Genomic DNA, 26,441 nt, shown 5'->3' on the forward strand with positions numbered 1-26,441 from the left:
TGTGGGTATCGGCGACTTCATCAGTGACATCACGCCCGACTCGGTCGAGAACGCGGTCGAGGACGGCGTCGAGTGGGCCGGCAACCGGGTCGAGGACGCCGGGAACTGGACCGCCGACCGGCTGGACGACGTCGGCTGGGAGTCCGGTGCGGACTGGGTGCGCGAGCAGTCCCGTTCGGTCGCCAACCGGATGGGCGCCGAGGTCGACGAGATGGACCTCGGGCAGACCGAGGACAAGACCAAGCTGATCTACGGCAGCCCTGCCGAGCTCGACGCCACCGCCAAGAAACTCCGGGCCTTCCAGACGGCCTTCGACGACACCGGCGACGGTCTCAGGGGCCTCGACTCCTCCCGGCTCAGGGGCGAGACGGCCGAAGCGCTGCGCACCGCGGTGAGCACCCAGCCGCCCAAGTGGTACGCCGCCGCCGACGCCTGCGCGAAGGCGCTCGGCGCGCTCGACGCGTTCGCCGACACCGTCACCTGGGCGCAGGGACAGGCGCAGGCAGCGATCGACAAGTGGAAGGAGGGTGTCAAAGCGTCCGAGGACGCCGCCGACGCCCACCGCACGAAGGTCGACGGCTACAACGCCGCCGTCGACCGCTACAACGCCCAGCCCGCCGACGAGCGCAATCCGTCCTCGCTCCCTCCCAGGCCCGCGGAGACGTTCCACGACCCCGGCAAGCAGCTGATGCAGGATGCCCAGGACATCCTCGCCGAGGCCCGCAAGCAGCGGAACTCGGCGGCGGAGACCGCGCGCACGGCGGTCCGCGCCGCCCGCGACATGGCCCCGGAGAAGCCGTCGTACGCCGACCAGTTGAGCGACGGTGTCCAGGAACTGCAGATCATGGGCGACCACGTCGGCGGCGGCATCATCAAGGGCACGGCGGGGATCCTCAACTTCGTCCGGGGCATCAACCCCATGGACCCGTACAACCTCACGCACCCGGCCGAGTACGCCACGTCCCTCAACAGCCTGGCCGCGGGTCTGGTGGTCGCCGCCAACGACCCGGTCGGCACCGGTACCCAGATGGTCAAGGACTTCATGAAGGACCCGGCCGAGGGCTTCGGCCGCCTGTTGCCGGATGTCGCGCTGACCGTGGCCACGGGCGGCGGCGGTGCCGCGGTGAAGGGCGTGCGCATCGCGGAGGAGGCCGCCGACGCCGCGCGGGCGCGCAAGCTGATCGACGACGACCCGGACGGCACCCACAACACCCCGGACGGCGACCGCAACCAGGGCGGCGACCCGGTGGACCTCGCCACGGGCCGGATGTACCTGCCCCAGACCGACGTCGAACTGCCCGGCATCCTGCCGCTGGTCTTCACCCGCCGCACCGAGTCCGGTTGCACGGTCGGCCGCTTCCTGGGGCCCGCCTGGACGTCCACCGTCGACGAGCGTCTGCAGATCGACGCCATCGGCGTCGTCCACGTCACCGCCGACGGACTCCTGATCCCGTACCCTCACCCGGTCCCCGGCGCACCCACCACGCCGGAAACGGGCAGGGCCCGCACCCTGCTGGCCCGCGACGCCGACGGCGACTACACGGTCACCGACCCCGACAGCGGGCTCACCTTCCACTTCACCGCCCCGTCCGGCAGCGAGCCGGGAGGCGACGGTACGGCCTGGCTGTCGGGCATCACCGAACGCAACGGCCACACGATCACCGTCGACCGCGGCGAGGACGGCCTGCCGCTGGCCCTGGTCCACTCGGCGGGCCACCAGGTGAAGCTGTCCGTCACCGACGGCCTGGTCACCGCCCTGTCCCTGGCCGGGGCGGGCGAGGGTGGCGCGGACCTGCCCCTGATGAGTTACGGCTACGAGGACGGCAACCTCACCGCCGTCACCAAGCCCTCCGGCGCCACCACCGCCTTCGTCTACGACGACCGCCGCCGCGTCATCGCCTGGATCGACTCCAACTCAAGCCGCTACGACTACGTCTACGACGACCACGACCGCGTCGTGGCGGAGGGCGGCGAGGCCGGCCACGTCCAGATCACCCTGGCGTACACCGGACCCGACCCCGAGACGGGCCACCGCACCACCACGCTCACCACCGCCGAGGGGCACGCGACCCGCCACGTGTTCGGCCCCGGCTGCCGTCTCCTGGCCGTCACCGACCCGCTCGGCCACACCACCCGGTTCACCTACGACCCACGCGGCAACCTCCTGACCCGCACCGACCCGCTGGGCCTCACCACCGCCTTCTCCTACGACGAGGACGGCCGGGCCGTCTCCGCCATCCGCCCCGACGGAAGCGAACTGCGTACCGTGCGCGGCCCGTTCGGCCTGCCGGTGGAGGTCGTCGGGCCCGACGGTGCCCGTATGGTCCATGAGTTCGACGAGCGGGGAAACCGCACGGCGGTCACCGACCAGGCCGGCTCCAGCACCCGCTACACCTACGACCACGCAGGCCGGCTCACCTCGGTCACCGACGCCCTCGGGGCCACGACACACGTGGTGTGCGACGCGGCAGGGCTGCCCGTGGAGGTGACCGATCCGGGCGGCGCCGTCACCCGCACGGAGCGGGACGGCCTCGGCAGGCCGGTCCGCATCACCGATCCGGTGGGCGGCGTCACCGGCCTGGAGTGGCACGCCGACGGGCAGCTCGCCCGGCGAACCGGCCCCGACGGCGCCACTCGGTCATGGACCTACGACGGCGAGGGCAACTGCCTCACCCACACCGACGCGTCCGGTGGCGTCTCCCGTTTCGAGTACACCCACTTCGACCTGCCGGTCGCCCGCACGCGGCCCGACGGCGCCCGCTACGAGTTCGAGCACGACGCCGAGCTGCGCCTCACCCGCGTCACCGACCCGCAAGGGCTGACCTGGACCTACGAGTACGACGCCGCCGGCGACATCGTCTCCGAGACCGACTTCGACGGCCGCACCCTCACCTACCGGGTGGACGCCGCGGGCCGGCTCGCCGCCCGCACCGACGCGCTCGGCGGGACCATCTCGTTCGAGCGCGACCAGCTCGGCCAGGTGGTCCGCAAGGACGTCGACGGCCAGGTGACGACATACGCCTACGACAGGGCAGGACGCCTGCTGGAGGCGGCCGGGCCGGACAGCGAACTCCGCTACCAGTACGACCGACGCGGACTCACCAAGACGGAACTGGTTGACGGCCGCCCCATCTCGTACGCGTACGACGTCCTGGGCCGCCGTACGCGCCGCACCACGCCCACCGGTCACGTCACCTCCTACTCCTACAGCGCCGACGGACAACCCCACCGCCTGACCAGCGGCGATCACCGGATCGACTTCACGCACGACGCCGCCGGCCGGGAACTCGCCCGCGTCTTCGGCGACGCGATCACCATGACCTCCGCCTGGGACGAAGCCGGACGGCTCTCCGCACAGCACATCACCGCCGGCGGGCACGACGTCAACAGCCGCGCCTACTCCTACCGCGCCGACGGTCATCCGACCTCCGTCGCCGACCGGCTGTCGGGCTCCCGCACCTTCGACCTCGACCGGGTGGGCCGGGTCACCGCCGTCCACGCCCAGGGCTGGACGGAGCGGTACGCCTACGACGACGCCGGCAACCAGACCTCGGCGTCCTGGCCCTCCGGCCACCCCGGCCGCGAGGCCACCGGACCGCGCGCCTACACCGGCACCACCCTCACCCGCGCCGGAGACGTCCGCTTCGAGTACGACACCCTCGGCCGGGTCACCCTGCGGCAGAAGACCCGCCTCTCCCGCAAGCCGGACACCTGGCGCTACTCATGGGACACGGAGAACCGCCTCACCTCCGTGACCACCCCCGACGGGACCCGGTGGAGGTACCGCTACGACCCGCTCGGCCGCCGCACCGCGAAACAGCGCCTGGCGGCCGACGGCGAGAGCGTGGTCGAGGAGGTCCGGTTCACCTGGGACGGGCTCACCCTGTGCGAACAGACCAGTCACCAGCCGGACGTACCGAACACGGTCGCCCTCACCTGGGACCACCGGGATGTCGTCCCCCTGGCCCAGACCGAGCGCATCCTCACGGCCGACGACCGCCAGGAGGAGATCGACCGGCGGTTCTTCGCCATCGCCACCGACCTCGTCGGCACGCCGACCGAACTCATCGACGAGACGGGCGACATCGCCTGGCGCACCCGGAGCACGCTCTGGGGCACCACGGCCTGGTCCCGGGACAGCAGCGCGTACACCCCGCTGCGTTTCCCCGGCCAGTACTACGACCCCGAGACCGGCCTGCACTACAACTGCTTCCGCCACTACGACCCCGAGACCGGCCGCTACACCTCACCGGACCCGCTGGGCCTGGCTCCCGCGCCGAATCCCGTCGGCTATGTGGACAACCCGTACAGCGGGTGCGACCCGCTGGGCCTCATGCCCAAGTACACGAAGGAGGAGAAGGCCCAGCAGGCCAGGGAAAAGGCCATCAAGACCGCGGACGAGGTCGTCGAGAGGGCCCAGAGCGACCGGATGAGAAAGGCCGGCAACTACCACGCGGATTCCATGCACAACTTCACCGACGAACGGGTCCTGGAGATCCTCAAGAGCCCGGACGCGGTGTACCACTCGACGGCGGGCAGCGGAAGGCTGACCTTCCGACAGGGGGAGGACATCGTGGTGGCGGAGGGTGGCGGCGCCGGGGCAGGCAATGTCATCACGGCATACGGCCCGTCCGGCACCAGAGGCGACTCCGGCGTGAGCGCGCTTGGTGGCCTGCCCAGCGATCCCGGTGGGCCGATCACCCACGCAGACGTGGTGGAGGGCAGGATTCCAGCCAAGAACGGCTACATGGCTCCCGCAGTGCAGATTCGATGAGGCGACATTCACCATGAGACTCACCCTCGACAACGACTGGACCGCGACGGTGACGGGCGATCCACTGCGCATCACCCCGCGCTTCGACTTCCCGGGCCAATGTGTGCGCATTGCGGAGTACGCGGACGTGAAGGAATGGCAGCGGTTCCTCGTGGACACTTTCGGCAGCCGGGAGTGGCTGTGGGACGCCCCCGACGAGCTCCGGTTCGACCAGGCCGGCCGGGAACTGGTCGGCGCCGGGCTCCGATTGCCCTATGAGGCCGCCGATGCCGAGGACGCCGCCCGCGTTCCCGCCACGCCCACCGTCCGCCCGGGGGGCCTTCGCGCGGACGAGGCCCGGGACTTCCGCCTGGAGGTGACCACGGAGCTCTGCCGCGCCCCCGGAGACACCGTGCTCACCTGCCTACGCGACCTCGACGTCCTCGACGAGCCGCTGGACGCTCGCATCGGCATCGCCCCCGACGTGGCGCTCCTCGTCCAGCACGGCACCGTCGTCGGCTGGAGCCTGACCGACCCGGTCCGGTACTTGACCACGGGGTTCGCCGCCTCCGACCCCAACCCGCCCTTCCCCGCCACCCGTCGCCTGCTCACCGAATGCCTGGACCTGATCACCACGCCGCTGCTCGACGAGGTGAGGGACCGCAACCCGGCCGCCCTTGCCCGCCTCCGTGCACTCGACGAGGCCTTGCGCAACCAGCACGAGGACCGGCACCGCGCCGACGCCCTGCTCTCACTCATCGCCAACCTGGTCGAGGACTACGGGGACTGGTGACGGTCGGCTGCGGACGCCAAGGGGGCTTCCAGACTCCAGCGGTGCAGATCAGACGAGGCAGCAATGACCATGAAGGTGAGGTTCGACGGCGACTGGGCCGCGACGGTGATGGACGATCCGCTGCGCATCACCCCCCGCTTCGGCCACTCCGTGGACATCGCGCCCTTCGCGAACGTGATGGAGCGTGAGCGGTTCCTCGCGGACACCTTCGGCAGCCAGGACTGGCTGTGGGGCGGCGCAGGCCGGTCCAGTGACCCAAGGCACAGGCTCTGGCCGCATACGTTTTGCCGACGCTAAGGTGCGCCGTACTCGGCGGGTCGATCCCCTGAGGGAGGTGGGAATGAGGCTCATGGATGCGGACCACGCGGGGCTGGTTGTCGCGGCGCAGGCCGGTGACGATCGGGCGCGCGAGGAGCTGATCGCCGCGTACCTGCCGTTGCTCTACAACATCGTCGGGCGAGCGCTGAGCGGACATGCCGACGTCGACGACGTCGTCCAGGAAACCCTGCTGCGCGTGGTGCGCGACCTGCCTGCCCTGCGTGCCCCGGGGAGCTTCCGGTCCTGGCTGGTGTCGATCACGCTCCGCCAGATCAGTACCCACCGGCACCGGCAACGCGCCTTCGCCGGCCGGACCACGGTCATCGACGAGGCGTGCCAGATACCGGACGCCGGCGCCGAACCCGAGGACATGACGATCCTGCGTCTGCATGTGTCGGACGAGCGCCGTCAGGTTGTCGAAGCCGGCCGGTGGCTCGACCCGGACCATCGGGTGCTGCTGTCGCTGTGGTGGCAAGAATGCGCCGGCTCGCTGAGCCGCGACGACATCGCCGCCGCGACGGGGCTCACGGTCGCCCACGTCGGAGTGAGCCTGCAACGCATGCGCGAGCAGCTGGAACTGAGCCGGACGATCGTCGCCGCGCTGGAGGCCGACCCACGCTGTCCGCAGTTGGACGAGACCGTCGTCGGCTGGGACGGTCTCCGTACATCGGTGTGGCGCAAGCGGATCGCGCGGCACACCCGCGGCTGCCCGGTCTGCATGGCGACGACGACAGAACGGGTTCCGGCCGAACGACTGCTCCTCAGCCTCGCGCCGCTGGCCGTCCCGGCCGGGCTCATCGCCGCGCTGGCCGCCAAGGGTCTGCTGTCGGGTACGGTCGCGAGCGCCGCCGGGCTGGCCACGGCACACGTCGCCGTCGGCACGGCGGCGTCGGGGGGAGTCGGTCTGCACAGCTCGCTGATCGGCAAACTCTACGCGGTGACCGCTCATCCGCTGGTGGGCCTCACCACCGGCGCGGTGCTCATCACCGGGACTGCCACCTACGTGACCTGGCCCGAACCGGCGCATCGGGTGCCCGGCGTCACCGCCGCTCCCACGGTCGGCCATCCCACGCCGATCCCGCTGCGCACCACGTCGGCCGGACCGTCCCCGGTGAGTCCGTCCGCCGTCGCGGCCACTGTTCCGCTGGGCGCACAGTCGCTGGAGTCCGTGGACGAGCCCGCCCTGTACCTCACGTATGCCGGCGACTTCGCGACGCTCGGCCGGGTCTCCGCGTCCAGCAGCGCGCAGTCACGGCAGCGGGTCACCTTCACGGTCATCCGGGGGCTGGCCGACACACGGTGCGTCACGTTCCGCGCCGCCGGCCGCTATCTGCGCCATCGTGACCTGCGACTACGGATGAGCACCAACGACGGCAGCGAACTGTTCCGTGAAGACGCCACCTTCTGTCCGCGCCCCGGGTCGGTCGCCGGGTCGGTGACCCTGCACGCGCACAACTATCCCGGATCGGTCATCCGCCACCGCGACGGTGGCATCTGGCTGGATGGCTCCGACGGCACGAGAGCCTTCGCCGGCCAGGCTTCCTTCATCGTACGCAGAGCCCGGGCTTGAGAACCGCTCCTTGAGCATGGTGGATCGAGTCGCGCAGTGACAGCTGGTGTTCCTGCACCACGCCGTTCTCAACCCGGCAGTGAGCCGAGTGCTGCGCCGAATCCCGCTTCGATCCGCATTCATCGACGGCCGCCTGGCCGAGCCCGGCCTGAAGGCTGATCACCGCAACCGCCACCGATATCACTCCAAGAACCTTCACTGGTGATCAGGGGCGGCGCGCCCTTTCCACAGGGGCGACCAGACCGCAGGGCTTGGCATAACGCTTTTCACCTGCGAGATGCATCACTGAGCAATCGTCCGGACGGCGCGACTTTTCTGTTACGAGGACGCGGGTTCGGAGGCCTCCACTTCGGGGGGCGCCCTTCCCGCCGCTCACCATGACGTGCCGACGTGGCAGGTTCCCCGACTTCCCCCGTTGACGTATCCACCTGAAGAAAGCCGCTCCGATGACGCAACACACCCACGAACCCCGGGCGACCGGTACGCAGGAACGACCCCACGTCCTGCACCGCACCCACCCCGCGCCGGATCAGGCCGTACCGGCCGATGCGCGCACGATCACGGCACCCAGGGTGACCCGCGACCCTCGAAGAGAAGAATCATGAAGGGCCTGCACCGACTCGGCCGGCGTCGCCGAACAGCGGTGATAGGACTGTCGGCCGCGGCGATGGTGGCCGGTGTCGTGACGCTCCTCCCCAGCTCCGCCGGAGCCGCCACCCTGGGTACGCAGGCGGCCCCCTCGGGCAGGTACTTCGGCACCGCTGTGGCCGCCGGAAGGCTCGGTGACTCGACGTACTCCACGATCTTGGACCGGGAATTCAACATGGTCACCCCGGAGAACGAGATGAAGTGGGACGCCACGGAACCCTCCCGGGGATCGTTCAACTTCGGTCCGGCCGATCAGATCGTCGGCCACGCGACCTCCCACGGGCAGCAGCTGCGCGGGCACACTCTGGTGTGGCACTCCCAGTTGCCCAACTGGGTCAGCGGCATCACCGACGCTGCCACGCTGCGCAGCGTGATGAACAACCACATCACCACCGAGATGACCCATTTCAAGGGCAAGATCCATTCCTGGGACGTGGTCAACGAGGCGTTCGCCGACGGATCCACCCAGCTCCGCAGCTCGGTGTTCCAGAAGGTGCTGGGCAACGGGTTCATCGAGGAAGCGTTCCGCACCGCCCGGGCGGCCGACCCGGCGGCCAAGCTGTGCTACAACGACTACAACATCGAGAACTGGACCGACGCCAAGACCCAGGGCGTGTACGCGATGGTGCGCGACTTCAAGTCCCGTGGCGTACCCATCGACTGTGTCGGGCTCCAGAGCCACTTCGGCTCCGGCGGGCCGCCCGCCAGCTTCGGCACCACGCTGTCGAACTTCGCGGCGCTGGGCGTGGACGTGCAGATCACCGAGCTGGACATCGCCACCGCCCCGCCGACCGCGTACGCCAACACCGTCAAGGCGTGCCTGAACGTGTCGCGGTGCACCGGCATCACCGTGTGGGGCATCCGCGACAGCGACTCGTGGCGGAGCTCGGACACCCCGCTGCTGTTCGACAGCGGCGGCAACCCGAAGCCGGCCTACGACGCCGTGATCAGCACCTTGGGCGCCGGCACCAGCTCGTCCGCCGGCCCGTCCGCCAGCAGGTCCCCCAGCTCGTCGTCGACTGATCAACCGCGCACAAAGACCCGACGAGTCCGCCCGACGGCCAGCGGGACCACCACGTCCCCCTCCCCGTCCGCCACCGGCTCCCTGCCGTCGACGTTCCAATGGAGTTCCAGCGGGGTGTTGATCGCGCCGAAGTCTGATGCGAGCCACAACATCGCCGGGATCAAGGACCCGTCGGTGGTGCACTACAACGGCAAGTACCACGTGTTCGCCAGCGTGGCCGACGCGTCCGGCTACAGCATGGTGTACCTGAGCTTCACCGACTGGTCGCAGGCGGGTTCAGCCACCCATCACTACCTGGACCAATCGCCGATCGGCAAGGGATATCGGGCCGCGCCGCAGGTGTTCTACTTCGCGCCGCAGAACCTGTGGTATCTGGTGTACCAGACCGGCGATAACGCGTCGTACTCGACGAATACGGACATCAGCAACCCGAACGGATGGAGCGCCCCGAAGGGCTTCTACTCCTCAATGCCGACGATCATTTCGCAGAACATCGGCAACGGGTACTGGGTGGACATGTGGGTGATCTGCGATTCGGCGAACTGCTACCTGTTCTCCTCCGACGACAACGGACAGCTGTACCGGTCGCAGACCACGCTGTCGCAGTTCCCCAACGGGATGACCAACACCGTCATCGCCGCGCAGGACGCCAACCGCAACAACCTCTTCGAGGCCGCCAACGTCTACAAGGTCCAGGGCAAGAACCAGTACCTGCTGACCGTGGAGGCGATCGGTTCGGACGGCCGACGCTACTTCCGATCCTGGACGTCGGGCAGCCTCGACGGCTCGTGGACCGCGCTGGCGGCCAGTGAGAGCAACCCGTTCGCAGGGGCCGCCAACGTCACCTTCCCTGCGGGCGCCTGGACCAAGGACATCAGCCACGGGGAGATGATCCGGGCCGGGTACGACCAGACCCTGACCATCAGCCCCTGCAAGATGCAGTACCTGTACCAAGGCAGAGACCCCAACTCCAGCACCGACTACAACAGCCTGCCCTGGCGACTCGGTCTATTGACTCAATCCAACTCCACCTGCTGATACTCCGGCCCGACTTCGCGGTCTTGCGTCGGCCCGGGCAGGAACGGAACGGCCACCGCGTGATCGACGGGGGTTGTGTGGACTCCCGAAGATCGCGCGGTGGCCGCGGGCCGTAGCGCGGACTCTGCCCGCCGGTGGTCGATGTTCATGACGGCGGCGTCCATGACGACGGCGTCCGCCCTGGCCGTTCCGGCCGGCAGCGTGGTCATGGTCGCGGTGCAGCGCAGGCTCGGCCACTCCTCGATTCGGGTCACCTCCGACATCCGCACCAGCGTGCTGGAAGAGGCTGAGCGGGAAGCCGCCGCAGCGACCGTCGCCGTCGTCCCCCGGGAGCGGAAGAGGGTTCTGCCCCAGACCGAGCCCCGCGAGGAGAACGCGGACGATGTGGGGCCGGAGGAGAACGCGCAGCCGGAGTCGGAGGATGGCACCGGCAAAGCCTCAGGTGTTCCCGTCGAGGAGGCCCGCCTGACCGCATGTTCCCAGTGCGTTCCCATACGCCCACGCAAAGGCCCTCCGTGATCTTCACGGAGGGCCTTTTGTTCGAAACGTTGCCCTGGCGAGAGGGTGGAGCCGCCATCGGGATTCGAACTCGAGACCAACGCATTACGAGGGCTGGCGAGGTCGTGACGCGTGCTGCTCCCTGATCACGCTCGGCCCGGCCTTACCTGGTCAGAGACTTCTCGGCCTCGACCGACATGACATCCGGTCCAACGGCTGCTGCGCCGTCCGCTCACGCATCGCTCACGCAGCCATGTCTGCAAACATCCGGGATACACCGATGCGCCTGCTCCCATCCCGGGTCATCGAACAGGCGATCTACCAGTTGACAACTGTCGTTACTTTCATGACGCACGTCACCAGTTGCCCAGCACTGCTCCTTGCAGGCATTGCCCTAGCCCTACGGTCGGGCGTTGCCCGGCCTCCTATTGGCCGTCGCGCGAAGCAGGCACGAAGGAGCCGAATGAACGAACTGGAGCGACCGCGATGACGGCAGTTGTTGTGGAAGGTCTGCAGAAGACCTATGGGAGCCGCGAGGTGCTGCGCGGGATTGACTTCACCGTGGCGGAGGGCGAGATCTTCGCCCTACTGGGGCCCAACGGCGCAGGCAAGACGACGACACTGGAGATCCTCGAGGGCTTCCGCAGCCGGGACCAGGGCCGGGTCGAGGTGCTCGGTCTGGACCCCGGGATGCCTGCCGACAGCCGTGATCTACGCGAACTGGTGGGTCTTGTCCTGCAGGACGTAGCCGTCGAGCCGTACCTGTCCGTACGCGAAACGATCGCGCGCAATGCGGGATACTACCGAGCGCCCCGTGACGTCGACGAAGTCATCGAACTCGTCGGTCTGCGCGAGAAACAGGCCGCCAAAGTCAAGGACCTGTCGGGTGGACAGAAACGCCGTCTGGACCTCGCACTGGGGGTTGTCGGGAATCCTCGTCTGTTGTTTCTTGACGAACCCACCACGGGGTTCGACCCCAGTGCCAGGCGCAACGCCTGGGAGCTGGTACGGGACCTGCGGGATTCCGGCACCACCATCGTGTTGACGACGCACTACATGGACGAAGTGCAGGCGCTCGCCGACTCCATGGCCGTCATCGCAAACGGTCGGATCGTTGAGTCGGGCACGCCGGCCACGCTCGGCGGAAGAGACAGCGCGTTCGCTCGGATCCGCTTCGAGCTACCGCCGGGCACGGAGGTGTCAGATCTGCCCATGCCGGCGAGCGCGACCACTGAGGATGGCCTGGTCTCCATCGAAGTGGAGGAGCCGACAGCCGTGTTGCACTCCCTCACCGACTGGGCCCTGCACCGTGGTGCGACGCTCGGGCGACTGACCGTCGAGCGGCCCTCCCTCGAGGACGTCTACCTCGACATCACTCGCTCCTTCGAAGGCGAACCGTCCCAGCAGTCCGTCGGCGCACACGGGCATCGACCGAATCGGAGCCGTACATGACCCTCTCGTCCCCGGCGCCCCACATGTCACCGGATCGCTCGCCAGCTCTCCGCCGTGGCGACGCTGTCAGTCGTGGTCGTGTGAGCCTCGTGATCCATCAGATCCGCTACGAGCAGCTCTCCTTCTGGCGCAATCCGCAAGCCGTGATCTTCACCTTTCTTCTGCCCGTGCTCGTCGTCACCATCTTCGGAGCGGTGTTCGGGGGAGACGAGAGGCAGGACTTCTACTTCGGGCTGTCCGGCATGGAGTACTACACTCCGACGATCGCCGCGGTCTCCGTGCTTGGGGCTTGCTACGGCCAGTTGGCCATCGTGCTGTCGACACGGCGTCAGACTGGGATGCTCAAGCGGCTGCGCGCGACCCCCTTGCCGGCCTGGGTCTACTTCGTCGGCCTGCTGGCGCACTGCGTGCTGGTCAGCCTCATCGATGTCGTCCTGGTCATCGGCGTGGGCGCGCTCTACGGGGTGTCACCGCCCACCCAATGGACGACGATAGTGCTGACGCTGGTACTCGGTGCTGCGAGCTTCTGTGCCCTCGGCGCTGGTGTCGCGTCGTTGGTCAGGAGTGCCGAGTCCGCCCCCGCGCTGGTGCAGTTCATCCAGTTTCCGCTGGTGTTCATTTCGGGCAGCTACTTCCCCATTCACGCCGGCGTGCTGAACACCGTCGCGGGTCTGCTTCCGGTAAAGCCCTTCAACGAGGCGATGCTGGCTTCGTTCACACACGCAACCGGCTACCCGTGGAAGGAACTGGGCGTGCTGGCCGCATGGGGTGCCCTCGGCGCGCTGGTGGCTGTCCGGCGTTTCCGCTGGGACCCCCGGCCCGAATGACCGCCCACTACACGACAGGCGCGGGGCTGGATCACTCGAATGTGATCCAGCCCCGCGCCTGTCGTGTACCGAGGACAGCGGTCAGCGCCCGGCCAGAGCGTGCATCGAATGGACAGCGTCACCGTAGAGCCAGTCGAGGTGTGCCAAATCCCGCTGCTCTGCCAGCCTGGCATCGCGTTCGGCCTGCTGCGGACCGTCTGCGAGGTGGAAAGTGTGGGAGCGCTGTCGTGATTGCCGGTGGACATCGGCCGTACGAGACATCCGGATCGCTTCGTATCTGCGCAGCGCATCCGGCACGTCGGCCATGTGCTCGGTGAGACTGTCCGCCAGTACGACGGCGTCCTCGAGTGCCTGACTCGCCCCCTGCGACAGAAAGGGCAGCATGGGGTGAGCGGCGTCTCCGACCAGGACCACGCGCCCAGCGTGGTACCGGGCCGACAGGTTCCGGTCGAACAGCTCCCAGCGGGTCACCGAATCGGCGGTGCACAGAACCTGCCTGACGTGTTCGTGCCAGTCCTCGAACTCCGCCATCAGCCCGTCGGCGTCGGCGGGCGAACTGCGCGGGGCGGTGCCAACGGACGGATCGGCGCACACCGCACTGAAGTGAACCGTCCGCCCGGACGACACGGGGTAGTAGGTGACGTGACGGCCGGGTCCGAACCAGAACATCACCCGCGGATCATTCTCGAAGGAGGGCACGGCGGAGGCCGGAACCAACCCCCGGTACACCGAATAGCCCGAGAACACCGGCCTGTCGTCCACCACTGCACCACGCAGGGCAGAGTGCACGCCGTCGGCGCCGATCACGACGTCGGCTGTCGCCGAGCCACCGTCGGCGAAGTGCAGCTCCACGCGGTCGTCGTGTTCCACGACACCGCTCGCCGCCCGCCCGAGATGTATCTGCCCTGGTGGCAGCAGGTCGACGAGACAGGCTTGCAGATCGGCGCGGTGAACGAGGTAATAGGGCGCTTGGAACCGATCCTCGCAGATGTTTCCGTGCACGACACGGGACAGGAGCGTTCCGTCGTTCCAGCGTCTCGTCTCGATCGCGCCCGCTGTGATGCCTCTTCGTCTGATGGACAGCTCGGCACCGAGTTCATGGAGAATGCGTGCGCCGTTGGGGGGCAGCTGGATTCCCGCACCCACCGCGCTGAGGGCATCCGACTTCTCGTACACGTCGCAGCGCACGCCGCGTCGGCGCAGCAGGATGGCGACCGCGAGTCCCGACACTCCCGCCCCGACCACGGCCACGCGCAAGTCAGTGGCTGTCATGACACCTCTCCCTTTCCTGCCTGGTCCATGCGACGTGCGACCCCGGCTTCGTGCCCGTAGAGCCATGCGCGTTCGCGCAGCCCGGTCAGGCCCGCGGCTCGACGCATCGCCAGGTCCCGTTCGCGTTGCTGCGGGCCGTCGGCCAGGTGCATCGTGTCCGCATGGCCCCGTGAGCCCTGCTGGATGGCTGCGGTACGCGGAGCGCGGGCTTTCTCATACATCGTGAGCAACTCAGGAATCTCGTCGCGGTGGGCATCGGCCAGCAGCGAGGCCAGTTCCACCGCGTCCTCGACGGCCTGGTTCGCGCCCTGAGCCATGAACGGAAGCATTGGGTGTGCGGCATCGCCAAGCACTGTGAGCCTGTCCGCGCACCAGGTACGCAGCTCCGGCCGGTCATACAGAGCCCAGCGACGGACGGAGTCGGCGGCACGGGTGATGTCTGACACCAGGCCGCTCCACCCGTCGAAGGCCGCCACCAGCTCGGCGGGGTCGCCGGCTGCCGACCAGGACTCCGCTCCCGCTGCGGCGAGCGGAGCGATCGCGGCGAAGCTCATCAGCCGGCCATCGGCCACCGGATAACACACCAAGTGTCGGCCCGGCCCCAGCCACATTCTGATCAGCGGTTGACGCGCCGGGGCAGGCAACCGGTCGACCGGAATCAGGCCCCGGAAGACGCCGAGTCCGGAGAACACCGGTGCGTCGCGGACGAGTGACTCCCGGACCACGGAGTGAATGCCGTCGGCTCCCACTACGACGTCCGCGCGATGACTCGGCCCGTCCTCGAAAGTGAGGAGCATGTCCTCGCCATCCTGGGAGACGGTTTTCAGTCGGTGTCCCAGTCGCAGTGGTTGCGGTCCGACCAGCCGCAGCAGCGCCCCCTGCAGGTCGGCGCGGTGTATGGCGTAGTAGGGCGCCGCGTACAGCTTCTCGCACGCCGCTCCGAATGGAGTGGAAGTGATCAGTTCGCCCGTCCATCTGTACACACGCATCTCTTCGATGGCCACGGCCCGTTCCTCAAGTTCGGACCGAAGCCCGAGCCGCCCAAGGTGGCGTGCGGCGTTCGGAGCGAGTTGTACCCCTGCTCCGATCTCCGCCATCGAGCGGGTCTGCTCGAACACCTCGCATCGCGTGCCCGAAGCGGCGAGTGCTGCCGCCAAGGTCAAACCCCCGATACCGGACCCGACCACGGCGATACGCGGTCGGCCTGTCATGGCCGACCCCCGTGAGCCGGATCCGCGACCGGAAAAGCGTGCGCCAGCCAGGCATAGGTGCGCAGTTCGTCGAAGAGATTGCGGCCGAGGCGGTTGTGGAGCATGTGCACGTGGGAGACGACTATCTGCCCCGGGATGGTCGTCGTGGTGGTGCGTATCGCCTCGACAAGGTTGGACAGGGCTGTGTGCCAGGCGTCGAACGGGCCGTGCTGGGCCGGGTCGATCGGCTTGGCGGCTCCTTCGGGGATGCGGCACATGCGGTCCAGCTCTTCCTCCGTGCAGCCAAAGTCGGCCGCCCAGGCACGCCAGGCCGCCATGCTGTGGGCGTAGAAGATGGCCTGCTCCGCCTCGTCACCGAGAGCGGCGGCCGCGGAGACCGTGGCGCGCAGGGCCAGGGCGGAGCGCGTCTGCGGCGTCGACACGTGCGACAGCAGTGCGAGCACCAGTTCACTGGACAGCTGGAACAACCGCTCCGTCCGCGGCATCAGGTCCGGGCCGCCGTATCGTGCGGTCTCCGGCTCGTAGACGGCCCGGTGCACGCCCGGCGCCTGGAGCGCCTGAACGTTGTGGTCGCTGCCGTATTCGTTCCGTGCGAGAAGACCTGCCTCAGCCTGGTACGCCTCATGGCTGATCCGGCCTTCGTCGGCGGCCGGCCGGCCGGCACTCTCCAGTCGCTCCCGCAGCAGCCGCTCCACCCGGTCGAACTCCTCGGGGTTCAAGTCGCCCACGCGCAACCTGAGGTGGGGACCGCCCTGCCAGTAGCGAATGAAGAACCATGGTGCGTCATCTAGCGTCCGAACCGTCGGAGCGATGACGTCGCTCACCACTCGGTCCAGCAATGACTGTGCGTTGGAGGCCAGATGCAGATGCCAGGCACTCCACTGCGTTCGGGACGTCGTGCCGACACCGGACTCGGGGTGGCCGGGTGCTGTCTGCTGTGCCAAGACGTTCTCCTCCATCAGACTCTGATGTCCAGCAGCGCATGGGTCGCGTGCCTCGGCTTACCGGCCACCGCGGCGAGAGCGATCATCTCGTCCGGATCCAAGTGGAGGATGCGCTGCGTCGGTATCTCGTTGAAGGCGCGGACCGGGCGGGCGAACATCCCGTGCGCCGTGGTGGACAGGCACAGGCCGTGCAGGGCCCAGCCGCAGTAGTACTGCGCTGCACTCCACCCGTTGGGCCCGAAGCGCGCGAAGAGCTCGCGCGGCTTCACCGACATGAACCAGATCGCCGAGGCGTTCCGGATGTCGCAGCCGGCGTCCGGGCTCAGGCCGTACCCGTACTCCGCCTCCAGCCGGGCTGCCGCGGTCCGGTCCGCGGACAGCAGAACCGCCCCACCGGAACGCACGCGGTAGATGCCGTCCTCATGGCCCTCCACGTCCTGGATCACAGCGGTGAGCGTCACCAGTTCGGACACGGCCCGCAGGCTCGGTCCGGGTGGTGGGGCGTCGAGCCAGCGGATCGCGTCTGCGACGGAGTCGGCGGGCATACGAGTACGCCGGCCGCTCATACCAAGCAGACCGCGGGGCATACGGCCGGAATTGCGCCGCCACATCAGCTCCGCCATGGACAGCGCACCAGGTGCCGAGGAGAGCTGTGCCGGAACGGCCGGCGGCATGCGGGCAGGAGGGTCGTCGAACGCCTGCGTGCGGTTGACGCGCACCAAGTCCCTGAGCGCTGCGTCGTCCGGTTGTTCCTCGGGCGCCCCGCCGGTCTCCGGAGCGTCCGGAAACTGGGCGACACGCTCTGGCCCGATCTCGATGACGACCGGCAGTGACCATTCCCAGCTGGGCGTCAGTCCGAGTTCGTCCAGCAGAGCGGCCGAACCCTCGTGCGGGAGTACCACTCGGCCCGAAAGTCCGAACAGTTCGAGCCCCAGCGCCAGAGAGCGCAGGGTTATACCGAGTTCCAGATTCACCAGGGAACCGCGAAACCACTTGTAGCCACGAGGGATGCGCGTGTACCTCCCGGACAGCGCGATGCGCCGCTGCCGCCCGTGGTGGCTGCCGGAGGTGAGCGCGGTGAGTGCGTGCCGCTCGGGTTCGAGCAGGTGCCAGCGCTCGCCATCGTCGACGAAGACCTGCACGGGATAGAGGCAACGCGGTGAGGCGTAGCCGCGGTGCGGGTTGTAGACGTTGTCCGGGTCGGACCACTGCACGCCGAAGCTCGCGACGAGGGCTCGGACGAGGGCTCCCTCCGGGTCCGAAGTGGACACCCGCCCGTGTGGGAAGGGCACGCCGTCGAGCACCTCTGCGGTTCCCCGGGGGAGTTCAGAGCGTCGTCCGCCGTGGATGCACGCAGGCGGGGACGGAGGTACGTGCGACGTCATGGGCGGCTCCGCCACCCAGGTCCAGGGCGGTACGGCTGGTTCGTCGCACCCGGCGCCGAACTCGTACCAGAGGGGCTCGCGCTCGATGTTGTTGTCGCCGAACGGCGGGGGCAGGTCCACGGGGGCGCGCCGGACCATGGCGGTCGTCCGCTCAATCACGTGCGGGTCCTCGTGCCCCGGACGCACGTCGGGCTGCTCATGGGAACGGGTGCGGGTCATAGGGGATTTCCCGATTCTCCTGCGGCGTGCCGGCGAGCGCGGCCGCCAGGCGGGGAAGGTTCTTCAGACGCTGCTGTGCGTGGCCGAAGCACATCGGCAGGATGCCGGGGACGACGGCTTTGGCGACCGAGACGCCGACGTCGGCGTGCTCGCGGGTGGTCTGGTTCACCAGGATGATCCGGTCGAGCCCGGCGTCCGCGTACAGCCCACGCACGTGGTCAAGGGCTCCGCGTACCGTCCCGTCGGAAGCCCGACGCAGAGTGTCCGGCCAGCCGGGGAACGCCTCCTGCAGCGTGGTCTCCGGTCCGCCGAGGACCTCGGTGACTCGTGCCAGCTTCTCGGGAAGCGTGTACAGCTGCGGGTGCTGTTCGAGCTCCACCAGCAGCCAGGGGTCGTCAAGCATCCGCTCGGCCTCTTCGCGGTTCCACTGCCCCTTGTTGGTGACGAGCTGAGCGACCTCGCGCAGCGCACCGCGGATCGCGGTGCTCGGGTTGGCCCCCGATCCCCCGGACGAATACGTGGCGGGGAACGGGTTCCTGCGGTTCACGACGAGCACCCAGACGATCGGCAGATCGATGTCCTGCTTCGCCACGAGCACGTGCACATCGAAGCCACGCGTCTGGATCAGGTCGATCAGGCTCCGGTTCTCCGGATCGGTGATCGAGGCGTTCGAGATGCGGGGCAGGGGCGTCTGGCGATGCCAGGAGAGCAGGAAGGCGTCGCGTTCGGCGAGTTCGAGCAGGGAGTGCAGCGCGGCCTCTTCGAGGCTCGCTCCAGCCGCGCAACCGCTCGACGAATCGTGGAAGTACTTGCGCAGGGTGCCTGGTTCGGGAGTGCGGCCCGCTGCACGTGCCTGCCGCGCGACGACACGTGCCGCCCTGGCCGCACGACGGGAGAGCTTGAACCGCTGCTCGTACTGGTAGAAACCGGCCTCGGCGGGGACCAGTTGAGGCTCGCCGGAGGCCAGGTCGTGACCCCACACCCAGTCCATCGATGCGTCCGACGTGTAGGGAAGCACCTGGCAGCTCGGGTGGGACAGCTGCTTCTCGGTGTGCTCCCCCAGTGTGGTCGGATCCAGGGCGTGGTCCGACACCTCTCGGTAGCTGCGCTCCAGCAGTAGCGGAGTGTCGAAGGGGAAGCTGCCAAGCCTTTCGTAGGTCTCGATGATTCCGACGGGGTCGGCCTCGGCGAAAGTCCCCGCACGGCCGTGCCCCGGGGCGGCGGCATCGGGAGCCAAGCACATGCTCATGGCGAAGGGAACGTTCGACTCGCGCATGATGACCTGGATCGGTCCGTATCGGGCGTCCACCAGGCGATCGCGCAGGGCGCCGGGCTTCACCAGGTGCGAACCGCCAACGCCGCGGGTCGGGTCCTGTGGAGAAAGGGGTTCGGCGCGCAGCGCCAGCGGTGCCGGCCGCCAATCGTCGGCCGCCACTGTTCCGTGGTCGGCGCACGCTGGGCAGAAGAAGCTTCGGGGGATGCGGTGTCGACGCACGTACTGGGTCCCGACCGCGTACAGCTCGCCCGGCTGCAAGGGGTGGTCCGCGAGGTTCTCCAGAGCGGCGTCGAGCAGGTAGGGCAGCAGGGGCTGGTGCGAACGCGGAATCACACGCGGTTCGTCCAGGGTGTCCGCCAGGGGATGCTCTGCGGTGTTGCGCTCCCGCACTTCGGCGCAGCTCGCGCAGCCGGAGTCCGTGCCGGGAACCCACCGAGGTCCGACGATCACCTCGTCGTCGTACAGCCGCACTGAGATGAGTTCCTCGCCTTTCTCGGCGCTCTGCTCCCACTGCGCTCGCTCCCAGGCCAGGTCCCAGCCGCGGTTCAGCACGACCTTCGCGTGCAGGGCGCCCCCGATCCGCTGGAAGACCTCTTCCCAGGAGACGTCGCAAGCCCCTGCCAGGCCGGGGCCGTACTGCTGTTCATCCTGCATGCTGGGGCTCCTGCGTGAGCTGACGGGCCTTGACGGGACCGGACCAGAAGGGGATCTCGCCGAGCGCGGGGTCCGTCCGGAGGGGTCGGCCCTCGTAGGAGACGCCTCGCGCTGCGGTGAGCCGGCCGACCTGCTCCCGGAGCGCGCGGATCTGCTCCGCGTCCGCGAAGTTGACGGAGTCCGTGCGCAGGAGGGGCACATCGCCGCCACCATCACGGCTGGCGTTCACCTGGGATCGTGCGAGAGCTGTACTCAATGCCTCGCGGACCGCGGTGTCTGCGTCGGGAGCCCAAGCTGCCCCCAGGACCTGGCCATTGTCGGCAAGCACGACGCGTGCCAACCGCCAGTCGAGTCCAGGAACCTGTGACAGGTGGGTGGTGAGGGAACCGGGCTGCCAGTCCTGTAGGATTCGCCGGATGCGAGCCGTCTCCTCGCTCTCCGAGGCTGCCGTGTGCACGGCCTCCGCCTCGTCGGCGAGCAGACGCAGCACGCCGTCCAAGAGCCAGCATTCCTCCGTCAGGCCGGCGGCGCCCGTCCCGCCCTCGACCGTCGGGCCGGAGCACCGCAACACCTCGAGAGCGGCCCCCACCGTCGCGGACCGCTGATCCGGTGCCCATACGGTGATCCGGCCCGCGGTACCCGCTCTGAGTTCCATCTCTCTTATGGCCAAGGGCATTTGAGGGAGAGTCTGCTCCGCGCGCGCCGGGGTGAACAGGCCCTTCCAGCGGACGGTGAGCGCGTTGACCCGCTCGATCGCGTCGTCGGCGTCCGGAACCGATTCGGCCGACACTCCCTCGAGCGTACTGAGCCTTTCATCCGCCATGTCGGCGGTGCCGAGGAGAACCCGTTCCGCGATGAGTTCGGCGCCGTGCACCACATGCACCGCGCCGCCCTCATCGATCCCCGCCAGGACATCGAGCACCAACTGACCGGCGATCGCACCGATCATCGCGTCAGCGACCGGCCGGGCGGCGGGCTCAAGTCCCTGTCCCTGAGCCCACCCGAGCGCCCTGCGACGGAATGCTGACAGGATTGGATACCGGTCGGCGTCCCGGACGACTGGGCCTGCCTGCAGCACGCGATCGTCGAGCAGCACCGGCACGACCGGTACGCCCTCGGGTATCCGACCGGCACCGTGGAGCCGCAACCCTGTGGCCTGGGTCTCCTCATCGGTGCCGCACCACAGCACGACATCAGCCTCGCCGCACGCGCCGAGGTCGGCGATGTCCGGCACGAGCACCTGGCCGACACCGGCACGGTCGAGCCCGCGGGCCGCCGGACGCACCGCCTCCGCCGGCCCGAACAAAACGACTCTGGCGGCGCGGATCCTGGCGAAGGCGGCATACGGATGTGCGCACACCGATTCCAGATAGGCGAGCGAGCCCGCGTACCGCTCCCGGTCCTCGTTGCTCGGCCCGTCCCCGCGCAGGACGTCCTCGTTCAGCAGCATGCCGTGGACGTGCAGCCCGTTCGTCAGATGGCGCACAACGGGCCTGGCTCGTTCCGTGCCCAGCGCCGCTACGAGCTCGTCCTCGGTTGTGCCCTGTTCGAGGAGTGGGACGCACACGTCCGCGACCTTGAACAGATGGTCCCAGCCCTTGAGGACGAACTGGGTCCGCGCGCCACTGAAGTACACACCGCCCGGCACCGGTGCACAGTGCAGGTATGGCCTTGCTCTCATCCTCATCGGTTCTCTCCCTCGTACTGGAACAGGCCACCCGGGGCACGTCCGACCTCCACCACCCACTCCTGCGCGTGCGTGCCGTCGATCACTGAGGGGAGGGCCTCCTCCAGGTAGTTGACGGACTCCTCCTCCGTCGCCCGGCGGTCCAGCATCTTCGGCAGGACTCGTGTGCTCAGCGCACTGGAGAAGTCCACGTACTGCGGCTTGTGCTGGAGACGGCGGGGCAGCACGTCGGAGGGATCGAGCGTCCTGGGCGAGTCCTGCCCGAACGCCGTCTTCACGACGACCTCCTCGGGAACGTCGTGCCCCGCGCGCCAAGCGGTCAGCGCCAGCAGCCGATCGGGTTCGGCCGGCCCGGCGCCCAGGGCCGAGGCCAGCTCTGCACCGCCGTACCAACGGCGCCTGGCCAGTACGACGTCGCCGATCGAGATCCTGGGGCACGTCAATGTGCGCCGCTGGTCCCGGGGCTGCGCCTGATACCAGCCGTTGAGCAGGTCGTTGTTGAGTCGTCCTCCGGTCGACAGGGACGTCGCCAGGGACAGCGGAGGTGGGAAGAGCCCCGGATGGCCCGTGCCGAGCGGAAGTACGCGGATCCGTTGGCCGTCGGCGTCCTCGACGGCGAGCGTGTCGGACTCCGTGTCGTGCACCAGGCGCAGCGAGAACCAGTCGTCGGGCCGCAGCCCCTCCGGCAGGATGCGCGGATGGGCATTCACGTTGAGGCGGTGCAGCCCAAGGTCTTCCACTACGCGGGCGCCGTCCCACGTGTACCGGTCGAGGAGCCGCTGCGCCAGGTAGGGAATGGACTCGCCGCCCAGCTTCCGGTCGGCGTCGAGGAATCGGGCGTACAGCATTCCGTGCCCGGGCAGGCCGTCGTTGAACACGAGTCGGTCGCCCGCGGCCTGCACCAGCACCCCGTAGCTCAACGGGTCCTGGCGGATGCGTCCGGGCATGCCGGAGGCGAGCTCGATCGCTTCCTGCGTGGACAGTGCGACATCTGCCGCTCCGGAGTTCACCGCCTTCGTGATACGGGACTGGGTCTCCTCAATCACCCGGCGGCGCAGGGCGAAGAGCTGCTCCAGGCCGCCGTCCGCGGTGCCGAGGCCGTTGAGTGCGTTCGCGTCGCCCCGGGCGTAGGACTCGCCCATCACGGCCGCGCGCCGGGAGACCTCCTGGACCAGAGACTCGGAATGCTCGGTGAGCGAAACGTTCGCGCCGGCACCGAAACGCTGCACGAAGGTGGCCGTCGTGATGACACGTACGTCGTGCAGCCAGTCGAATACCGACAGAAGTTCCACCGTCGCGCCGAGGTCCGTCAGCTGGCGCCGCCAGCGGGCGGAGTCGACGGTCGACGGAGAAAGGGTGTAGTCCTCTTCGACCGTGACGCGCGCCGGCCGCTGAGCCAGTCGGCTGAGCTGGTCGAAATCCTCATCGATCGTGCGAAGTTCGCTGCGGCGGTCAGTGGCCGGTCCGGTCGCGAGGCGGGGCAGCCGCGACTTCGCGTCGTCCAGCAGCGCGGAGCCCGGAGTCCCAGGCCGGGTCAACAGTACCGACAGGTCGGCGGCCCCGTCCTCCGGCTCGTTGTACGTGCACAGGATGCCCTGGTGAACCGCCTGCAGTACGGCTTTCGCGGCGTCCTGCGGCGCACACTTCGTCTGTGCGGCGATGTGCGACACCACCGAGCGCACCGGCCGGGGGCCCATGACGGTTGCATCGACGAGGGCCCTGACGACCCCCTTTACGGGGGCGGACAAGCGCTGGAAGCCGGAATCGGTGGGGCGAAGGAAGTACAGCGTTTCCCGGCTCTCGTCGAGGGCGGAGGTGGGGGAGAGCGCCACCCAGGCGTTCAGCAGTGCGGTGCCCGTCGCCGGCTGCAGGCCCCCGAGGACGTAGGCGAGCATGACGCGGTCCAGGCTCGGGAAGCCGGTGGCCCCCTCGAAGTCCACCTTGCCCGGATCGACTCCACCGGGCCCGGGCACGGCGATCCCGACGGCGGTGAAGCGGGCGAGCGGGCTGGTGCGCACCATGGCCCTGGTGACGTACTGGACCAGCCCCCGCTCCGACTTCCGGCTGCGCGCGGAGAGCCGGCCCGGACCCGCTACCGCGGCCCGGTAGCGCTCCGACTCCTCGTACACCTCGGGAGAGACGAGGGCGAGCGACCGGCGCAGGTGCTCGTCTCCCAGCAACTCGGCGAGCTTCTGGCGTTCCCGGTCCGCCGCCTGCTCGTAGTGGTGCGTGACCTCTTCCCGAAGTCGTCGGCGCTGCTCCGTGGCCTGGAGCCACTCGGACACCGAAGGCTTCGTCGGCGGAAGGCCCTTGGAGGGGCGGTCGTTGTGGATGGCTCGGCGTACGGCGATGAGCTGCCCACGTGTGCTGTCGTCAGTCGTTGCGCCGATGAGGACGTAGAGCTCCTCGGAGCACCGTTCGGCGGCCGATCGCACAGCGCGTTCGGCTTCTGCCAGCAGGGCCAGGAGGTCCCGGAGAGTGGGATCGCCGAGGCGGCTGCGGAGGAGGGGATTGATACGCAGGAGCCAGAGGGGTTCCTTCTGCGGGGCCGAGTTCGATGGACGCGGTGCGGTGACGGTCAGCGGCTGCAGTGTGGTCATCGGGAAGCCTCCTGAGCCTCCGCCCACCGGGCCCGCCCCTTGTCCAGCCGCTCCTGCCAGGTTTCGCCGAGGACCTCGTCAATCGTCTCGGCAAGCGCATAGCACATGTAGTACCGCTGAATCGGAGAGACGGTGAGCAAGGGCAACTGCTGGTAGAAGAGGTTGATCAACATGCGGTACGCGGCGAACCACGGGGGCGGGTTGTCGATCACCCCGGATTCCGCCGTGGCACGGTGGAACGCGGTGTCTGGGTGCTTGCCCTGCGCCACCGCCTCCGGCGCGGTGGGGGGTCCCATGGTGGTGGTGTCCACGGAGGCGGTGATCGTGTCCAGCATCGCGGGAGTCAGCCGGCCCTCCATGACGGCGCTGTCCAATGCGCCCGTGGAGTAGGCGAAGGCCGTACGCCACTCGGCCGCCGCCGGGCTGACGTTCCCGGCGAGGCGCTGCTCCACCAAGCTGCGCAATTGGGGCGCCTCTTTGGCCAGCCGCGTGGCGAACACCGGGCGCATGTCCTTGCTGGGGGCCGCCCAGGCGAGGAAGGTTTCGGCATGCGAGCGGAACGAGAAGGCGCCGTGGGGCAACCCCAGGAAATAGGAGTCACCCAGCGCCAGGAACGCCTCCGCGAGGCGAGTGGTGGCCAGAGACGGATCCCGGGTCAGTGCTTCGATCGTGTTCATCAGCGGTGGGCACAGCACACCGTGCACGACTTCTGTCTCCCGCAGGCCGTGCAGTAGAGGGTCACTTATGACCGCATCATCAGGACCGACGAACTCGACCTCCCCGTGCTCGCGCATGGGGAGATACGGCGGCGGTACCGCCTCCAGCCGACCGAACTCCCGAGCCTGCGCGAGATACGTTTCCTCGTCCAGTGCCCTGTCCTCGGGCAGTGGTCCGGCGTCCAGCTGTCGCGCGATGGCCTTCCAGGGAAGTTCCTGCCCCAGCGCACCCCGCCCGATGATGTCCACGTGCGGGCCATGGAGCCATCCTCGACGCAGCCGAACGACGGCGCCTCCGCGCTCCCGCACGGAACGGGCGAGGGGCACCACCGAGGCAGAGAGCCACGCCAGCGTCACCGGCGCCCTGGTGAAAAGCCGGACCCCTGTGGGGGTGCCTGCTATCGGGTCATCGATACGGTCTTCTGGCGCATTGGCTCTCATGGTTACTCATCTTTCAAGAATCGAATGCAATCAGAAAAGAACTACCGACCAATTACTGACATCCGTCACGTACTTCGTGACACCTGTGCCGCATTTCATGTGAAACGCCGCGGTAGGGTGAGCAAGTGATTGACGAATCTGGCAGGCGAAAACTGCGCGAAGACCGCCCCCTACAAGGCGCGGTCGTAATGTCCGTTTTCGCATCGATGTGGGAAATCTTGGGGGTCTCCGGACTGATACCCAGGGTGTCGGCGTCGGCCCTGTTCTGCGCAGCCGCCCTGGCGATCGCCGCGGCGGTCATCTCGGTGACCCTCACCATCCGATTCGGCGCGCTGCCGGGGCCGAGACGTACGCGCCGGGTGACACCGAACAGCTTCAGGGTTTTCGGCCAGGTCAACATCGGACAGACCGTGGCGATCGTCGCGGCCGTCATGATCCTGGGCCGTCTCGACCTGTGGGTCTACATTCCCGCCGCGGTGTGCCTGGTCGTTGGGCTGCACTTCCTTCCGCTCGCGCGGTCCTTCGCGCAGCCGCAGTACTGGTGGACAGGAGGGCTGCTCATAACCCTCGCGCTGGCAGGTGCCGTGACTCTCGCCGACGGCGGCGACGCCGCGAACGTCCGCTTGTTCATCGGGTTCGGGGCCGCCCTCGTCCTGTGGGCCACCGCTCTGCACGTAGCCCGCCGAGGCTGAGCCGCCCGCCGCGTCCCGGACGGACAGCGGTGCCCACTCCCCGCGGGGGCGAACACCGCCGTCCGTCTCAGCGGATCAGACGATCAGCCTTCGTCAGCAGGTCGACGAAGAGCAGGTCGACGAGGAGGACGACGTGCCGACAGTGCCACCGGAGGCGCCCATCTCAGGCAGGGCCACGCCCTGGGAGACCTCGAGGACCTCCAGTTCGGTCACGTCGAACGAGCCGAAGACCTGCTCGATGTCAGCGGAGTTAACCGAGACGGTGTTCATTGAGAACTCCTCAAGAGTTTCCTTGTGCGACCGGGCGGCCACACAAAGGAAACTATTTCGAATTTCTCACCCAAAGGCCACAGTGCGGCACCTTCGATTGACACTTGTCACATGTGCGATTACCGATATCATGAGCGGGATGTGGAATTACAA

General features: G+C 68.5%; 18 protein-coding genes. 9 read left to right on the forward strand and 9 right to left on the reverse strand.

Annotated features, from left to right (window positions below; translation table 11 throughout):
• Position 1 precedes the first annotated feature (1 nt).
• The 8 genes from ABD357_RS06070 (at position 2) to ABD357_RS06105 (ending at position 12,921) form a co-directional block, all read left to right on the forward strand.
• Entirely contained in the window at positions 2-4,774 is a 4,773-nt protein-coding gene (locus tag ABD357_RS06070) for a putative T7SS-secreted protein (protein WP_344387993.1), read from the forward strand.
• A gap of 13 nt (positions 4,775-4,787) precedes the next feature.
• A complete protein-coding gene (locus ABD357_RS06075) occupies positions 4,788-5,546 on the forward strand; it encodes a hypothetical protein (protein WP_344387994.1) in 759 nt (252 codons plus the stop codon).
• A 63-nt stretch (positions 5,547-5,609) separates the two neighbouring features.
• A complete protein-coding gene (locus ABD357_RS06080) occupies positions 5,610-5,843 on the forward strand; it encodes a hypothetical protein (RefSeq protein ID WP_344387995.1) in 234 nt (77 codons plus the stop codon).
• A gap of 43 nt (positions 5,844-5,886) precedes the next feature.
• The gene (locus tag ABD357_RS06085) at positions 5,887-7,434 is read left to right on the forward strand and encodes a sigma-70 family RNA polymerase sigma factor (protein WP_344387996.1); all 1,548 of its coding nucleotides are present in this window, start codon (positions 5,887-5,889) and stop codon (positions 7,432-7,434) included.
• Between the two features lie 601 nt (positions 7,435-8,035).
• A complete protein-coding gene (locus ABD357_RS06090) occupies positions 8,036-10,144 on the forward strand; it encodes a glycoside hydrolase (protein ID WP_344387998.1) in 2,109 nt (702 codons plus the stop codon).
• Positions 10,145-10,306: 162 nt separating this feature from the next.
• Entirely contained in the window at positions 10,307-10,663 is a 357-nt protein-coding gene (locus tag ABD357_RS06095; protein ID WP_344387999.1) for a hypothetical protein, read from the forward strand.
• 465 nt (positions 10,664-11,128) lie between these two features.
• Entirely contained in the window at positions 11,129-12,094 is a 966-nt protein-coding gene (locus ABD357_RS06100) for an ABC transporter ATP-binding protein (protein WP_344388001.1), read from the forward strand.
• A gap of 89 nt (positions 12,095-12,183) precedes the next feature.
• Entirely contained in the window at positions 12,184-12,921 is a 738-nt protein-coding gene (locus ABD357_RS06105; protein WP_344388032.1) for an ABC transporter permease, read from the forward strand.
• An 81-nt stretch (positions 12,922-13,002) separates the two neighbouring features.
• Here the strand turns inward: ABD357_RS06105 and ABD357_RS06110 are convergent, their stop codons facing one another.
• From ABD357_RS06110 to ABD357_RS06145, 8 genes are read right to left on the reverse strand one after another with little or no spacing between them, the layout of a single operon-like run.
• Positions 13,003-14,193, reverse strand: a complete 1,191-nt coding sequence (locus ABD357_RS06110) for an FAD-dependent monooxygenase (protein ID WP_344388002.1) — start codon at positions 14,191-14,193, stop codon at positions 13,003-13,005.
• Positions 14,190-15,404: an FAD-dependent monooxygenase gene (locus ABD357_RS06115; protein ID WP_344388003.1), complete on the reverse strand. Its 1,215-nt coding sequence runs from the start codon at positions 15,402-15,404 to the stop codon at positions 14,190-14,192. Before ABD357_RS06115 ends, ABD357_RS06110 begins: the two co-directional genes overlap by 4 nt.
• Entirely contained in the window at positions 15,401-16,348 is a 948-nt protein-coding gene (locus tag ABD357_RS06120; protein ID WP_344388005.1) for a thiopeptide-type bacteriocin biosynthesis protein, read from the reverse strand. The genes ABD357_RS06115 and ABD357_RS06120 overlap by 4 nt, the downstream gene beginning before the upstream one ends.
• A 14-nt stretch (positions 16,349-16,362) precedes the next feature.
• Positions 16,363-17,952 carry a hypothetical protein gene (locus ABD357_RS06125; protein WP_344388006.1) on the reverse strand — a complete coding sequence of 530 codons (1,590 nt, stop codon included), beginning with the start codon at positions 17,950-17,952 and terminating at the stop codon, positions 16,363-16,365.
• Positions 17,930-19,882: a TOMM precursor leader peptide-binding protein gene (locus ABD357_RS06130; protein ID WP_344388007.1), complete on the reverse strand. Its 1,953-nt coding sequence runs from the start codon at positions 19,880-19,882 to the stop codon at positions 17,930-17,932. The genes ABD357_RS06125 and ABD357_RS06130 overlap by 23 nt, the downstream gene beginning before the upstream one ends.
• Positions 19,872-21,569, reverse strand: a complete 1,698-nt coding sequence (locus ABD357_RS06135) for a hypothetical protein (RefSeq protein ID WP_344388008.1) — start codon at positions 21,567-21,569, stop codon at positions 19,872-19,874. Before ABD357_RS06135 ends, ABD357_RS06130 begins: the two co-directional genes overlap by 11 nt.
• Entirely contained in the window at positions 21,566-24,169 is a 2,604-nt protein-coding gene (locus ABD357_RS06140) for a lantibiotic dehydratase family protein (protein WP_344388009.1), read from the reverse strand. Before ABD357_RS06140 ends, ABD357_RS06135 begins: the two co-directional genes overlap by 4 nt.
• Positions 24,166-25,134, reverse strand: coding sequence for a hypothetical protein (locus tag ABD357_RS06145; RefSeq protein ID WP_344388010.1), 969 nt, complete (start codon positions 25,132-25,134; stop codon positions 24,166-24,168). Before ABD357_RS06145 ends, ABD357_RS06140 begins: the two co-directional genes overlap by 4 nt.
• 380 nt (positions 25,135-25,514) lie before the next feature.
• Between ABD357_RS06145 and ABD357_RS06150 the strand changes: the two genes are divergently transcribed.
• Entirely contained in the window at positions 25,515-26,018 is a 504-nt protein-coding gene (locus ABD357_RS06150) for a hypothetical protein (RefSeq protein ID WP_344388011.1), read from the forward strand.
• A 93-nt stretch (positions 26,019-26,111) separates the two neighbouring features.
• On the opposite strand, the gene ABD357_RS06155 is transcribed toward ABD357_RS06150, so the two are convergent.
• Positions 26,112-26,288 (reverse strand): thiazolylpeptide-type bacteriocin, encoded by a 177-nt coding sequence (locus ABD357_RS06155; RefSeq protein ID WP_344388013.1) that lies wholly within the window; start codon positions 26,286-26,288, stop codon positions 26,112-26,114.
• Positions 26,289-26,441: the final 153 nt, after the last annotated feature.

Origin of the sequence: Streptomyces vastus, assembly GCF_039532825.1 — a bacterium.
Classification (GTDB): Bacteria; Actinomycetota; Actinomycetes; order Streptomycetales; family Streptomycetaceae; genus Streptomyces; species Streptomyces vastus.

Excerpts from the sequence above, each read along its gene's own strand:
- ABD357_RS06075 (WP_344387994.1), top strand. The coding sequence starts at position 4,788 with ATGAGACTCACCCTCGACAACGACTGGACCGCGACGGTGACGGGCGAT.
- ABD357_RS06080 (WP_344387995.1), top strand. The coding sequence starts at position 5,610 with ATGACCATGAAGGTGAGGTTCGACGGCGACTGGGCCGCGACGGTGATG.
- ABD357_RS06085 (WP_344387996.1), top strand. The coding sequence starts at position 5,887 with ATGAGGCTCATGGATGCGGACCACGCGGGGCTGGTTGTCGCGGCGCAG.
- ABD357_RS06090 (WP_344387998.1), top strand. The coding sequence starts at position 8,036 with ATGAAGGGCCTGCACCGACTCGGCCGGCGTCGCCGAACAGCGGTGATA.
- ABD357_RS06095 (WP_344387999.1), top strand. The coding sequence starts at position 10,307 with ATGACGACGGCGTCCGCCCTGGCCGTTCCGGCCGGCAGCGTGGTCATG.
- ABD357_RS06100 (WP_344388001.1), top strand. The coding sequence starts at position 11,129 with ATGACGGCAGTTGTTGTGGAAGGTCTGCAGAAGACCTATGGGAGCCGC.
- ABD357_RS06110 (WP_344388002.1), bottom strand. The coding sequence starts at position 14,193 with ATGACAGCCACTGACTTGCGCGTGGCCGTGGTCGGGGCGGGAGTGTCG.
- ABD357_RS06115 (WP_344388003.1), bottom strand. The coding sequence starts at position 15,404 with ATGACAGGCCGACCGCGTATCGCCGTGGTCGGGTCCGGTATCGGGGGT.
- ABD357_RS06125 (WP_344388006.1), bottom strand. The coding sequence starts at position 17,952 with ATGACCCGCACCCGTTCCCATGAGCAGCCCGACGTGCGTCCGGGGCAC.
- ABD357_RS06130 (WP_344388007.1), bottom strand. The coding sequence starts at position 19,882 with ATGCAGGATGAACAGCAGTACGGCCCCGGCCTGGCAGGGGCTTGCGAC.
- ABD357_RS06135 (WP_344388008.1), bottom strand. The coding sequence starts at position 21,569 with ATGAGGATGAGAGCAAGGCCATACCTGCACTGTGCACCGGTGCCGGGC.
- ABD357_RS06140 (WP_344388009.1), bottom strand. The coding sequence starts at position 24,169 with ATGACCACACTGCAGCCGCTGACCGTCACCGCACCGCGTCCATCGAAC.
- ABD357_RS06150 (WP_344388011.1), top strand. The coding sequence starts at position 25,515 with ATGTCCGTTTTCGCATCGATGTGGGAAATCTTGGGGGTCTCCGGACTG.
- ABD357_RS06155 (WP_344388013.1), bottom strand. The coding sequence starts at position 26,288 with ATGAACACCGTCTCGGTTAACTCCGCTGACATCGAGCAGGTCTTCGGC.